Annotated in this window: 13 protein-coding genes; 8 read left to right on the top strand and 5 right to left on the bottom strand. The window is 72.0% G+C overall.

The genetic code is table 11. The features are described 5' to 3' along the window. Positions 1 to 15: 15 nt before the first annotated feature. A complete protein-coding gene (locus tag IE207_RS15165) occupies positions 16 to 858 on the top strand; it encodes a class II glutamine amidotransferase (protein WP_190184668.1) in 843 nt (280 codons plus the stop codon). Between the two features lie 67 nt (positions 859 to 925). On the opposite strand, the gene IE207_RS15160 is transcribed toward IE207_RS15165, so the two are convergent. After that, entirely contained in the window at positions 926 to 2,713 is a 1,788-nt protein-coding gene (locus tag IE207_RS15160) for a thiamine pyrophosphate-requiring protein (protein WP_190184667.1), read from the bottom strand. A gap of 214 nt (positions 2,714 to 2,927) precedes the next feature. Between IE207_RS15160 and IE207_RS15155 the strand changes: the two genes are divergently transcribed. Then, a complete protein-coding gene (locus IE207_RS15155) occupies positions 2,928 to 3,470 on the top strand; it encodes a cysteine hydrolase family protein (RefSeq protein WP_190184666.1) in 543 nt (180 codons plus the stop codon). Between the two features lie 18 nt (positions 3,471 to 3,488). Here the strand turns inward: IE207_RS15155 and IE207_RS15150 are convergent, their stop codons facing one another. Further along, positions 3,489 to 4,010: a DUF1360 domain-containing protein gene (locus IE207_RS15150; protein WP_190184665.1), complete on the bottom strand. Its 522-nt coding sequence runs from the start codon at positions 4,008 to 4,010 to the stop codon at positions 3,489 to 3,491. Between the two features lie 386 nt (positions 4,011 to 4,396). Between IE207_RS15150 and IE207_RS15145 the strand changes: the two genes are divergently transcribed. Continuing rightward, positions 4,397 to 5,890: an MFS transporter gene (locus IE207_RS15145; protein ID WP_190184664.1), complete on the top strand. Its 1,494-nt coding sequence runs from the start codon at positions 4,397 to 4,399 to the stop codon at positions 5,888 to 5,890. Positions 5,891 to 6,362: 472 nt separating this feature from the next. On the opposite strand, the gene IE207_RS15140 is transcribed toward IE207_RS15145, so the two are convergent. Then, positions 6,363 to 6,902 (bottom strand): DUF6328 family protein, encoded by a 540-nt coding sequence (locus IE207_RS15140; RefSeq protein ID WP_190184663.1) that lies wholly within the window; start codon positions 6,900 to 6,902, stop codon positions 6,363 to 6,365. 81 nt (positions 6,903 to 6,983) lie between these two features. Beyond that, a complete protein-coding gene (locus IE207_RS15135; RefSeq protein WP_136212348.1) occupies positions 6,984 to 7,157 on the bottom strand; it encodes a CsbD family protein in 174 nt (57 codons plus the stop codon). Between the two features lie 114 nt (positions 7,158 to 7,271). Between IE207_RS15135 and IE207_RS15130 the strand changes: the two genes are divergently transcribed. Continuing rightward, the gene (locus IE207_RS15130) at positions 7,272 to 8,366 is read left to right on the top strand and encodes a carboxylate-amine ligase (RefSeq protein ID WP_190184662.1); all 1,095 of its coding nucleotides are present in this window, start codon (positions 7,272 to 7,274) and stop codon (positions 8,364 to 8,366) included. Between the two features lie 181 nt (positions 8,367 to 8,547). Here the strand turns inward: IE207_RS15130 and IE207_RS15125 are convergent, their stop codons facing one another. Then, complete coding sequence (locus tag IE207_RS15125; RefSeq protein WP_190184661.1) at positions 8,548 to 8,940, bottom strand: DUF5997 family protein; 393 nt, start codon at positions 8,938 to 8,940, stop codon at positions 8,548 to 8,550. Between the two features lie 57 nt (positions 8,941 to 8,997). Between IE207_RS15125 and IE207_RS15120 the strand changes: the two genes are divergently transcribed. The 4 genes from IE207_RS15120 (at position 8,998) to IE207_RS15105 (ending at position 11,936) form a co-directional block, all read left to right on the top strand. Continuing rightward, positions 8,998 to 9,774 (top strand): LysR substrate-binding domain-containing protein, encoded by a 777-nt coding sequence (locus IE207_RS15120; protein ID WP_190184660.1) that lies wholly within the window; start codon positions 8,998 to 9,000, stop codon positions 9,772 to 9,774. A gap of 37 nt (positions 9,775 to 9,811) precedes the next feature. Beyond that, complete coding sequence (locus IE207_RS15115; protein ID WP_190184659.1) at positions 9,812 to 10,438, top strand: alpha-ketoglutarate-dependent dioxygenase AlkB; 627 nt, start codon at positions 9,812 to 9,814, stop codon at positions 10,436 to 10,438. A 65-nt stretch (positions 10,439 to 10,503) separates the two neighbouring features. Continuing rightward, positions 10,504 to 11,469, top strand: coding sequence for a tellurite resistance/C4-dicarboxylate transporter family protein (locus IE207_RS15110; RefSeq protein ID WP_190184658.1), 966 nt, complete (start codon positions 10,504 to 10,506; stop codon positions 11,467 to 11,469). A 32-nt stretch (positions 11,470 to 11,501) separates the two neighbouring features. Continuing rightward, positions 11,502 to 11,936 carry a VOC family protein gene (locus tag IE207_RS15105; protein ID WP_190184657.1) on the top strand — a complete coding sequence of 145 codons (435 nt, stop codon included), beginning with the start codon at positions 11,502 to 11,504 and terminating at the stop codon, positions 11,934 to 11,936. The last annotated feature ends 95 nt before the right edge of the window (positions 11,937 to 12,031 follow it).

Here is a 12,031-nt window from a genome sequence, read left to right as displayed (position 1 = left end):
AAAGGGGTGCCACCGATGTGCCGCTGGCTCGCGTACTCGGGATCGCCGGTCCTGCTCGACACCGTCCTCTACCGGCCCGAGCACTCGCTCATCAACCAGAGCCTGCACGCCCGGATGGGCGTCGAGACCACCAACGGCGACGGCTTCGGCATCGGCTGGTACAGCGAGCACGGGGACGGTAGCCCGGCGGTGTTCCGTGACATCGGACCGGCCTGGAACAACCGGAACCTGCGCGAGCTGGCGGCCCACGTCAGCTCGCGGCTCTTCTTCGCCCACGTCCGCGCCTCGACCGGCTCGGCCATCCAGCAGACCAACTGCCATCCTTTCCGGCACGGCCGGTGGCTGTGGATGCACAACGGGGCGATCACCGACTTCAACCGGCTCCAGCGGGACCTGTGCATGGCCGTCGACCCGGCCCTCTTCCCCTGCATCGAGGGCTCCACGGACTCCGAGGTCATGTTCTACCTGGCCGTCACCTTCGGACTCGACCAGGACGTGCCCGGCGCGGTGGCCCGGATGGCCGGACTGGTCGAACGCCTCGGCAAGGAACACGGCGTGGACGACCCGCTCCAGATGACGATCGCCGTCAGCGACGGGCAGAAGGTGTGGGCGTTCCGCTACTCCAGCCAGGGCAAGTCCCGGTCGCTGTTCTACAGCAGCAGGGCCGACACCGTCCGCGAGCTGTACCCGGAGCTGCCCTACCTGCGGAAGGTCTCCGACGACACCCGCCTGGTGGTATCGGAACCGCTGGGTGACCTGCCCGGCGTGTGGAACGAACTCCCCGAGGCGAGCTACGTCGTCCTCCCCACCGGCGAGGAAGAGGAGGAGTACCTCCCCTTCATCCCCGAGCCCCCCTGAGCCCGTTCGGCCGGCCCGCGCAGCCGGGCGGCGACGTGGTCGGCGAGGGCCGCCCGGGAACCGCCGCTCACTCCTTCCCGCTGCCCGGCAGGAACTCCTGGATCTTCGCCTTGAGCCCCTGCTTGACCATGGAGGCGCGGTCGCTGTCGCCCTGGAGCACCGACGTCGCGGTGGCCTTGAACTGGTCCCAGGCGGCGTGCGGCGGGATCGGCGGCACCGCCGGGTCGGTACGGAAGTCGATCACGAAGGGCCGGTCGGCGGCCAGGGCCTGCTGCCAGGCCGACGTGACGTCCTCGGGCCGCTCCACCCGGACACCGCCCAGCCCGATACCGGTGGCGAAGTCGGCGTAGCGCACGTCGGGCAGCTTCTGCGACTGCTCGAACTGCGGCACGCCCTCCATCGCCCGCATCTCCCAGGTGACCTGGTTGAGGTCCTGGTTGTTCAGGACGGCCACCACCAGACGGGGGTCGCTCCACTCGCGGTAGTACTTGGCGATGGTGATCAGCTCGGCCATGCCGTTCATCTGCATGGCGCCGTCACCGACGATCGCGATCGCCGGCCGCTCGGGGAAGGCGAACTTCGCCCCGATCACGTACGGCACGCCCGGCCCCATCGTGGCGAGCGTCCCCGAGAGGGAGCCGCGCATCGCTCCGCGCATCCTCAGGTGCCTGGCGTACCAGTTCGCCGCCGAACCGGAATCCGCCGCGAGGATCACGTCGTCCGGGAGCAGCGGGTCCAGCGCGTGCACCACCAGCTCCGGGTTGACGGGCTCGGCGGGCACCCGGGCCCGGCGTTCCATCACCTCCCACCAGCGCTCGGTGGACTGCTCGATGCCGTCGCGCCAGCTCCGGTCGGCCTTGCGCTCCAGTAGCGGCAGCAGCCGCTTGAGCGTCTCCGCCGCGTCGCCGACGACGTTCACCTCGAACGGGTACCGCATCCCGACCATCGAGGGGTCCACATCGATCTGCACCGCGCGGGCCTGCCCGAAAGCGGGCAGGAACTGGCTGTACGGGAAGCTGGAGCCGACCACCAGCAGGGTGTCGCAGTCGCGCATCATCTCGTACGAGGGCCTGGTGCCCAGCAGCCCGATCGAGCCGGTGACCCACGGCAGGGTGTCGGGCAGTACGTCCTTGCCGAGCAGGGCCTTGGCGGCGCCCGCGCCCAGCACCTCGGCGACCTCCTCGACCTCTGCCCGCGCCCGGCGGGCGCCCTGGCCGACGAGCAAGGCCACCCTCTCGCCCGCGTTGAGGATCTCCGCGCACCGCTGCAGTTCCTCGTCGGCCGGTACCTGTGCGTAGCGGCCCAGGCCCTGACTGGAGGGCACCATCTTGAAGTCGTGCGTGGGAGCCTCGTACTCCAGGTCCTGCACGTCGGTCGGAATGATGACCGCCGTGACGGTGCGCCGGGCCGCAGCCACCCGCATCGCCCGGTCCAGGACGCCCGGCAGCTGCTGCGGGACCGTGACCATCTCGCAGAACTCCGAGGCCACGTCCTTGTACAGGGCGAGCAGGTCCACTTCCTGCTGGTAGGAGCCGCCCATCGCGGTCCGGGCGGTCTGTCCGACGATGGCGACCACCGGCACGTGATCGAGTTTGGCGTCGTAGAGCCCGTTGAGCAGGTGGATGGCGCCCGGGCCCGAGGTCGCCGCGCAGACGCCGGTGCGTCCGGAGAACTTCGCGTAACCCACCGCTTGGAAGGCGGCCATCTCCTCGTGCCGGGCCTGGATGAACCGGGGTTTGTCGCCGGCCCTGCCCCAGGCTCCGAGCAGGCCGTTGATGCCGTCCCCGGGGTAGGCGAAGACGTGCTCCACCCCCCACTCGCGCAGCCGTTCCAGCAGATGGTCCGAGACCTTCATCGCGTGGACTCCGTTCGCAACCGGTCCGGCCCCCCGGGGAGCCGGGGGCGCGCAGCACGCCCTGCCCCGCGGCTAACCGGCCAGAGCCCGGACAAACGCCGTCGAGGGGGTGGTTCGCGAGTGGTCACATCGGGCATCGGGGGCGGCGTGGCGGGTAGCAGCCGAAGACCGGAGGGTGCCTCCGGACGATCGGCGCAGGCAAGGAGGCCGGGAGATGACAGGCAGCGCACTCATCGTCATCGACATGATCAACCGGTACGAGCACCCCGACGCGGAACTGCTGCTGCCGTCCGCCCGCCAGGCCGTCCCCCGCATCCAGCACCTCCTGGAGCGCGCCAGGCGCGGCGGCACCCCCGTCATCTACGTCAACGACAACTTCGGCCAGTGGCGCTCCCACCACGGGGAGATCCTGGAGACCGCCCTCGACGGCCCCCACGCCGACCTGGTGAAGCCCTTGCTGCCCGACGAGGACTCCCTCTTCGTGCTCAAGGCACGCCACTCGATCTTCTTCGAGACACCGCTGTCCTACCTGCTCGGGCAACTCGACGTCGACCACCTGATCATGTGCGGACAGGCGACCGAGCAGTGCGTGCTCTACTCCGCGCTCGACGCCCACATCCGCCACCTCGACGTCACCGTCGTACGGGACGCGGTGGCGCACCTGCACCGCGACCTCGCCGAAGCGGCCCTGCGCATGATGGAGGTCAACATGTCCGCCTGCATCCGCAGCGCCGACGCGGAGGACCTCCCGGTCTGAGCGCCCCCCCACGCCCCGCTACCCCTCGTCCTGGAGCCGGGCGCGGCACAGCTGGAGCAGGTCGGCCCCCGTCAGCGCCGCCAGCGAACCGGCCACGAAGCGGGTGAAGGCCGGCGCGAACACGTATCCGGCGCCGAACCCCGTGGTCACCCACAGGCTCAGGCAGAACGGGCAGGTCAGCAGCTCGCCGACGGCGTGCCGCGCCCCCGAACCCCGTACGTCCTCCACCAGTTCCGCCGGCCCCGAAGTACCCCGGTAGCGGGTGAAGGGAGCCCGCAGCGGGCTGGTCACGGGGTCCTTCGCGACGGTGTGCGCCACCCAGTGGGTGGCGCCGCCGAGCAGCAGCACGTCGTACGGGGACAGCCGCGGCACCGGCCTGCGCGCGGCCCGGGCGGCCGCCACCAGCCCCGCGACGCCCGCGCCGTACGCCCCCATGAGCGCGAGGTACCCCTTGAGCGGCCGCTCCTCGTCACCCGCGTAGGCCCGCTCCTCGCGGTCCGCGCGGCGTCGGGCAGCGCTCAGGGCTTGGGTGAGATCCATGGACGACTCCTCTGTGGCCTGTGGCCTGCGGCCGGACGTGGTATCGGTCGGCGCCTACCCCGGGCGGCCCCCGCCACGCCCCCGCCCGGCCCGGCGGGAGCGACCGGGTGAAGCAGCCGAAGGCAGCCGGCCCGTCCGCCGCGCGGTGCCGTCCGAGGGCCCGTCGTCCGGGGGCCGGTCGTCCGAGGGGCGCCGCGTCCGGTGCGGGTTCCTCCGACGTACATGTCCTCCAGGAAGCCCCGTGGCCCGCTGCCGTACGTCTGCCCTACAGTCCGACGGGCCGTCAGAACCGTTGGCACGCCCGAGAAGACGCGCCGTGCGGCCCGTGCAGGCCGACGACCTTTACGGCGGGTTTACGGCCGGACGCGCAGGGCAGACGCCCGGGCATGGCTGATCTTGTGGAACAGGGGACCGTCACCACCAAGGTCCCCGCACGGCTGGACCGGCTCCCCTGGTCCCGGTGGCACTGGATGATCGTGATCGGGCTGGGAACCGTATGGATCCTGGACGGTCTCGAAGTCACCATCGTCGGCAACATCGCGAGCCGGCTCTCAGAGCAGGGCAGCGGTCTCGATATCACGGACGCCCAGGTCACCGGTACGGCGGCGGCCCTGTACGTGGCCGGGGCCTGTTCCGGCGCCCTGATCTTCGGGCGGCTGACCGACCTCTTCGGGCGCAAGAGGCTCTTCCTCGTCACGCTCGGCGTCTACCTCGCCGCGACCGCCCTGACCGCGTTCTCGTTCTCCTCCTGGTGGTTCTTCGTCTTCCGGTTCCTCACCGGCTTCGGCATCGGCGGCGAGTACGCGGCGATCAACTCCGCGATCGACGAGCTGATCCCGAGCAAGTACCGGGGCCGCGTCGACCTCATCATCAACGGCAGTTTCTGGCTCGGCGCGGTCGCCGGTTCACTGCTGTCCGTCCTCGCCCTGGACACCGGTCTCTTCCCCGTCTGGCTGGGCTGGCGGCTGACCTTCGCCCTCGGCGTCGTCCTCGGACTGGTGATCCTCGTGGTGCGCCGACACGTACCCGAGAGCCCTCGGTGGATGTTCATCCACGGCAAGGCCGCCGAGGCCGAGGAACTCGTCACCGACGTGGAACGGCAGGTGGAGGAGGAGAAGGGCGAGCCGCTGCCGGAGCCGGGCGAAGCCATCACCGTCACCCAGCGGCGCAGCACCGGCTTCGGCGAGATCGCCAAGACGGTCTTCCGCTCCTACCCGCGCCGCGCCGTCCTCGGACTGTCGCTCTTCATCGGCCAGGCCTTCCTGTACAACGCGATCACCTTCGGCTTCGGCAGCATCCTGGTCCGGTTCTTCGACGTCCCGTCCGGCCACACCGGGTACTACTTCGCCGTCATCGCCTTCGGCAACTTCCTCGGCCCCCTGCTGCTGGGCCGGCTCTTCGACACCGTCGGACGCCGTCCGATGATCGCGGGCACGTACATCCTCTCGGGGCTGCTGCTCTTCGGGACCGCGTGGCTCTTCGACGCGGGACGGCTGGACGCGGTGACCATGACCGCCTGCTGGTGCGTGGTGCTCTTCTTCGCCTCCGCCGGTGCCAGCTCGGCCTACCTGACCGTCAGCGAGATCTTCCCGATGGAGACCCGGGCGATGGCGATCGCCTTCTTCTACGCCGTCGGCACGGCGGCCGGGGGCATCTCCGGCCCGCTGCTCTTCGCCCAGCTGACCTCCAGCGGGGTGGTGGGCGACGCGGTGATCGCCTTCTGCGTGGGCGCCGGCCTGATGGTGGCGGCCGGAGTGGTCGCGGTCTTCTTCGCCGTCGCCGCCGAGGGCCGCTCGCTGGAGCAGATCGCCACCCCGCTCTCGGCGCAGGCCGCCCGGCCCGCCCAGCCCGCCCCGGCCACCGGAGCGGCGGGCGGCTGAGCAGTCCCGCACCCGCCCGGCCCCCGGAACGCCGCTGTGCGTCCGGGGGCCGCTTCGGTGCCGAAACCATGCGGAAACCGCCCCGACCGGGTCTACTCGGAACGTCGGAACCACAGCGGCAGCGCGGTTGCGGACCGTGTCCCCGGGCAAGCGCGGGGAACACGTCAACCACAATGCGTCACGACACCGCGCGCACGAGACGGAAAGCCGAGGTGAACCGCATGGAGCGGGCCAAGGAGCCACTAGGGACCGGCCGGGAGCCACAGGACCGGAAGCCGGGAACGTACAGGGCGGCCGCCACGCCGGGCCACGACCCCAAGACCCCCGAGCCCCAGGGTCCCGGCCCCACGCCGGGCCCCGGCGCGGTACCCCGCGACCCGCGCCCCGCGGGCCCCGGGGACAAACCACCGCCGGCGCCCGGACCGCAAGCGCCGTCGCCCGCCGAGGAACCGCCCGCCCAAGAGCCGCCGGACTAGTCGCGTCGGGTGGTGTGCCGGTGGCGCACCCACATCGGGAGCGCGAACCAGCACAGCAGGTACCAGGCCAGGACACCCGCCACCAGCCACGGGACCTGCGCGTCGTGCGTCGCCACGCGGAGGATGAGGAGCAGGGCCGTGCACAGGGTCATCAGCAGCAGCACGATGCCCGTCATCGTCAGCCGTGACGCCCAGGTGACCGCCTCCGGCTTGATGCGGCGACGGAAGACGATCCGGTGGAAGGCAACGGGACCGATGAGGGCCCCCGTGGCCAGCGAGCCGAGGATGACCGTGATCAGGTAGATCGTCCGGTCCGTCTCTTCGAGAGTGCGGAAGACGGGGGTGAAGGCCACGGTGAGGAGGAAGCCGAACAGGATCTGCACGCCGGTCTGGGCCACGCGGATCTCCTGCACCAGTTCGCCCCACTGGCGGTCCGCCCGCTCTTCGGGACTCTCGTTGCGACCGTCATCGCGGCCGGTCCCGGCGCGCTCCCGCCCGCCACGGTCGGCCTTGCTCTCGGCGTTCTCATCGGGCATGGAACCTCCTTGCGTAACGGAATGTGCCTCCCGGCACCGCGAGGGTGCTCGGGAGGCACGGGTAAAGCCGGAGGAAAGGAGTCAGTCCTTGAGGGTGTCCTTGATCTTCTCCTTGGCCTGCCGGGCATCGCCCTTGGCCTGCTCGGCACGGCCCTCCGCCGTGAGCCGCTCGTTGCCGACGGCCCGCCCTGCGGCTTCCTTGACCTTGCCCTTGGCCTGCTCGCCCTTGGACTTCGCCTTCTCGTCACCGGACATGGCATTCACTCCATCGGAAAGGGAAATGCGGACCTTGAAGCGTCTGACCACGAATGCGCTCCACAAACCCGCCGGGCCCGAATTCATCCCGGCATTCACGGGTAGCCGCCGGACATGATCACCGTCGGGGTCGAGGAAGAGTACGTCCTGCTGGACCCTTCCACCCATCTGCCGATGCCCCTCGCGGAAGAGGTGCGCGCCGCAGCCGGCCTCGGGTCGTTCGTGGACGAGGGGGAGGTGCAGGACGAGCTCCTGCAGGCACAGATCGAGGTCGCCACGCCCATCTGCACGGACCTCGGCGAGGTGGGTGGGCACCTGCTGCGGCTGCGCCACGCGGTGGCGTCCGCGGCGGAGGACAAGGGGTGTCGGGTCGCGATGTCCGCCACCGCGCCCCTCAAGGAAGGCACGCCCCCCGCGGTCACCCAGAAGCCGCGCTACCTGCGCATGCGGGAAGAGGCCCGGCGGTTGGTCGACGAGCAGCTGATCAACGGCATGCACGTGCACGTGGCCGTCCCGGGCCGGGAGATGGGCGTGGCCGTACTCAACCGGATCCGGGTCTGGCTCCCCACGCTGCTGGCCATGTCGGGGAACTCTCCGCTGTGGGACGGGCGCGACACCGGCTTCGCCAGCTGGCGCACCATCGTCTTCGGGCGCTGGCCCGTCAGCGGACCGCCGCCCTCCTTCACCGGCCTCGCGGACTACGAGAAGCGGATCGGGGCGCTCCTGGAGTCGGGGGTCATCGGCGACCGCGGTCAGCTGTACTGGCAGGCGCGGCTCTCGGACCGCTACCCGACGATCGAGGTGCGCTGCCTGGACGTCCAACTGGAGGCGGACGACGCCGTGCTGTTCACCGGCATCATCCGGGCGCTCGTCGCCACTGCGCTCGCCGAGGAGAACGCGGGTGCTCCGCCCCCCGGATGCGCGCACGAACTGTTGCAGGCCGCGAACTGGCACGCGGCCCGGCACGGCCTGAACAGCACCCTCGTGGATCCGCGGGGCCAGCCGCACAGCGCCGGGGACGTGCTGTGCCAGCTGGCCGCCTACATCGCCCCCGCCCTGGAGGAGTCGGGGGACCACCGGGAGGTCAGCGCGCTCATGCACCGGCTGCTGCGCGAGGGCACTCCGGCCGACCGCCAGCGCCGCGCGCTCGCCGAAGGCGGCATGGCCGCCCTGGCCGCCCTGATCACGGCCTCGGGCCCGGCCCGCTGAGGAGCGCCGGGCCTCTCCGGCATCGCGGCCCGCGCACGGGAAACCGCCCGTACGCGGGGAACCGCCCGTACGCGGGGAACCGCCCGCGCGAGGGGAAACCGCCCGTACGCCGGGCACCGCCCGTACGCGCGGAAGGGGCCCCGGGCGACGCCCGGGGCCCCTTCACGCAGACAGGGGGCGGTCAGCTCTCGCGGGCCGCTCGCTCAGCCTGCTTCTCCTTGATCCGCACCGCTTCCTTGCGGACCTCCGCCTGCGTGGCGCGCTCCTTCTGGAGCCACTCCGGGGCCTCGTTCTTGAGCGCCTCGATCTGCTCGGTGGTCAGCGCCTCGGTGACCCCGCCACGGGCGAGACCGGCGATCGAGATGCCCAGCTTCGCCGCGACCACGGGCCGGGGGTGCGGGCCGTTGCGTCGCAGCTCCTGGAGCCAGGCCGGCGGATCGGCCTGGAGCGCGTTCAGCTCGGTGCGCGAGACGACACCCTCCTGGAACTCGGCGGGTGTGGCCTCTAGGTACACACCCAGCTTCTTCGCCGCGGTCGCGGGCTTCATGGTCTGGGTGGTCTTGTGCGACGTCATGTCCCCAGGGTATCGAGCATGTGCGCTACCTCTGACCACGGCCGGTAATCTGGCCGGGTGACAGGCTCGGAAGTACCTCCCCAGTTCCGGCTCGCCTACGTTCCAGGGGTGACCCCCACCAAATGGGTGCGGATCTGGAACGAGCGGCTGCCCGACGTCCCGCTGACCCTCGTCCCCGTGTCCCCGGCCGAGGCCCCCGGCGTCCTGCGGGCCGGCGGCGCCGACGCGGGATTCGTCCGGCTGCCGATCGACCGTACGGAACTCAGCGCGATCCCCCTGTACACCGAGACCACGGTGGTCGTGATCCCGAAGGACCACGTCGTGGCGGCGGTCGAGGAGGTCTCCACCGGGGACCTCGCCGACGAGATCGTGCTCCACCCCCTGGACGACACCCTGGAGTGGGAGAGCCTGCCGGGCCGCCCCGCGATCGAACGCCCCGAGACGACCGCCGACGCCATCGAGCTCGTCGCGGCCGGAGTGGGCGTGCTCGTCGTCCCGCAGTCGCTCGCCCGCCTCCACCACCGGAGGGACCTCACCTACCGGCCGGTGACGGGCGCGCCCGAATCGCGCGTCGCCTTGTCGTGGCCCGAGGAGGAGACCACCGACCTGGTGGAGGAGTTCATCGGGATCGTGCGCGGCCGTACGGTCAACAGCACGCGCGGCCGCAAGCAGGGCCAGGCCCAGACTCCCGCGCAGCCGAAGGGCAAGCGTCCCGACAAGACGGCCGGATCGGCGCGCAAGCCCGCCCAGGGCAAGAACCCGCGCGGCGGCTCCGGCGGCGCGCGGGGTGCCAAGAACACGGGTCGCGGCAAGCCCGGCCGGGGCCGTAAGTAAATCGAGCAGCTGTTCGGGTCCGGAGTAGGCTGGAGCCATGCACGCGCTCCAGGGGTCCCTCTTCGACCAGACCGACGAGATCCGGCTCGGCCCGCTCCGCGGGATGCGCCGGACCGACCTGGGGGCCGGCGCCTGGGTCGACCACCTGCCCGGCTGGCTGACCGGCGCCGACGCCCTCTTCGAGAGCCTGGCCGCCGACGTCCCCTGGCACGCCGAGCGGCGCCAGATGTACGACCGCGAAGTGGCCGTCCCCCGGCTGCTGTCCTACTACCGGGCCGGCGAGATGCTTCCGCACCCCGTCCTCACCGAAGCGCGCACGGCGCTCAGCCGGCACTACGCCGACGAGCTGGGCGAGCCCTTCGTCACCGCCGGGCTGTGCCTCTACCGTGACGGCCGCGACAGCGTCGCCTGGCACGGGGACCGCACCGGCCGCTCCGCCACCGAGGACACGATGGTCGCCATCCTCTCCGTGGGCGACCCGCGCGACCTGGCGATCCGCCCCCGCGACGGCGGTCCCACGCTGCTGCGCCTGCCCCTCGGCCACGGCGACCTGGTGGTCATGGGCGGCTCCTGCCAACGCACCATGGAGCACGCCGTACCGAAGTCGACGCGGGCCGTCGGCCCCCGCATCAGCATCCAGTTCCGCACCCGGGGCGTCGCCTGATCCCCCGCTCCCCAGCCGGGCCGGCCCGGCTGGCGGCGCGTCCGCGGCTGGTGTCCGCTGGAGGCGTGAGCGCCCTGCCCGTGCGCCGGTGGTGGACCGGCCTGCCGCCCGACGCCGGCGCCGCCGTGATGGCCACCGGGATCATCTCCGTCGGCCTGCGCCTGATCGGCCACGACCTGCTCTCCCTCGCCGCGCTCGCCGTCACCGCGGTCCTGTGGCTGGTCCTCGCCGCCGGCTTCGTGGCCCGGCTGACCGGTGACCGGGACCGCTTCCGGGCCGAAGCGGACACTCCGTCCGCCCTCACCGCCGTGGCCGCCACCACCGTGCTCGGCGCCCGCCTCTGCCAGCTCGGCTGGCAGGGCGCCGCCGCCGTCCTGCTGGCCCTGGCGGCGGTGCTCTGGCCCGGGCTGCTGTACGCGGTCCTGCGGCACCGGCCCGGGCACCGGCTGCCGGGCGCCGCCTTCCTCGCCTGCGTGGCCACCGAGGGCCTGGCCGTCCTCGCCGCGGAACTGTCCGACGCCCGCCACCAGGAGTGGCTCGGCCTCGCGGCCCTGGCCTGCTTCGGTCTCGGGCTGCTGCTGTACGGGGCGGTCCTCACCCGCTTCGACCTCCGCGAGGTGACCCGGGGCACGGGCGACCACTGGGTGGCCGGCGGGGCGCTGTCCATCAGCGCCCTCGCCGGCGCGAAGCTCACCGCGTCACCCGTCTGGACGGGCGCCGGGCACACCGTCCTGCGGTCGCTCACGCTGGTGCTGCTCTGCGCCTCCCTCGCCTGGTACGCCGTGCTCGTGGCGGCGGAACTGCGCAGCCCCCGCCTCCGCTACGACAACCGCCGCTGGTCCACCGTGTTCCCCCTCGGCATGACGGCCACCGCCGCTCTCTCCGCGGCCGCACCGACCGGCGCCGGCTGGCTGCGTCCCGTGGGCGAGGTCCTCCTGTGGTTCGCGGTGGCCGCCTGGATCGTGACCTTCGCGGCGTTCCTCACCACCCGCCTCCGCACGAAGGCCCCCGATGACCCCCGATCCCCGTAGCGCGGGGAGCGACGTGCGCATACCGTCCCGCCATGGCGTACACATTCCAGGTCACCATCGACTCCCACAGCCCCCACTCCCTCGCCGACTGGTGGGCGGACGCCCTCGGCTGGGAAGTCGAGCCCAGCGACGAGGCGTTCATCCGCCGCATGATCGAGGAGGGCCACGCCCGGGAGGACGACACCACCCTCCACAACGGCACGCTCGTCTGGAAGGCCGGAGCCGGCATCCGCCACCCGGAAGGCCTGGAACGGGCGCCCCGAGTCCTCTTCCAGTTCGTGCCCGAGGCCAAGGCGGTCAAGAACCGGGTCCACCTCGACGTCCGCACCGGCGACGACGACCCGCGGACAGTGGTGGAGCGCCTCATCGCCAAGGGCGCCACGCGCCTCCACGAAGGCAACCAGGGCCCCTTCGCCTGGACCACCCTCGCCGACCCGCAGGGCAACGAACTCTGCGTCTCCCACTGACGGTCCCCACTGACCTTCTCCCGCCGGCGCCGGGGACCGCAGGCATGCCCTCCGGCCAGTCATAATTGACTACCGGGCCACCCTCCCGCACGTGA

The sequence above is a fragment of the Streptomyces cirratus genome, assembly GCF_014650775.1.
Lineage (GTDB): Bacteria > Actinomycetota > Actinomycetes > Streptomycetales > Streptomycetaceae > Streptomyces > Streptomyces cirratus.
Note: the sequence above shows the minus strand (reverse complement) of the source record. Positions and strands in the feature narration are given on the sequence as shown.

What these genes read in the sequence shown, in the direction of transcription:
- IE207_RS15140 (WP_190184663.1), bottom strand. Translation starts at nt 6,902, where the DNA reads ATGCCCGATGAGAACGCCGAGAGCAAGGCCGACCGTGGCGGGCGGGAG.
- IE207_RS15145 (WP_190184664.1), top strand. Translation starts at nt 4,397, where the DNA reads ATGGCTGATCTTGTGGAACAGGGGACCGTCACCACCAAGGTCCCCGCA.
- IE207_RS15130 (WP_190184662.1), top strand. Translation starts at nt 7,272, where the DNA reads ATGATCACCGTCGGGGTCGAGGAAGAGTACGTCCTGCTGGACCCTTCC.
- IE207_RS15105 (WP_190184657.1), top strand. Translation starts at nt 11,502, where the DNA reads ATGGCGTACACATTCCAGGTCACCATCGACTCCCACAGCCCCCACTCC.
- IE207_RS15135 (WP_136212348.1), bottom strand. Translation starts at nt 7,157, where the DNA reads ATGTCCGGTGACGAGAAGGCGAAGTCCAAGGGCGAGCAGGCCAAGGGC.
- IE207_RS15115 (WP_190184659.1), top strand. Translation starts at nt 9,812, where the DNA reads ATGCACGCGCTCCAGGGGTCCCTCTTCGACCAGACCGACGAGATCCGG.
- IE207_RS15150 (WP_190184665.1), bottom strand. Translation starts at nt 4,010, where the DNA reads ATGGATCTCACCCAAGCCCTGAGCGCTGCCCGACGCCGCGCGGACCGC.
- IE207_RS15165 (WP_190184668.1), top strand. Translation starts at nt 16, where the DNA reads ATGTGCCGCTGGCTCGCGTACTCGGGATCGCCGGTCCTGCTCGACACC.
- IE207_RS15155 (WP_190184666.1), top strand. Translation starts at nt 2,928, where the DNA reads ATGACAGGCAGCGCACTCATCGTCATCGACATGATCAACCGGTACGAG.
- IE207_RS15160 (WP_190184667.1), bottom strand. Translation starts at nt 2,713, where the DNA reads ATGAAGGTCTCGGACCATCTGCTGGAACGGCTGCGCGAGTGGGGGGTG.
- IE207_RS15125 (WP_190184661.1), bottom strand. Translation starts at nt 8,940, where the DNA reads ATGACGTCGCACAAGACCACCCAGACCATGAAGCCCGCGACCGCGGCG.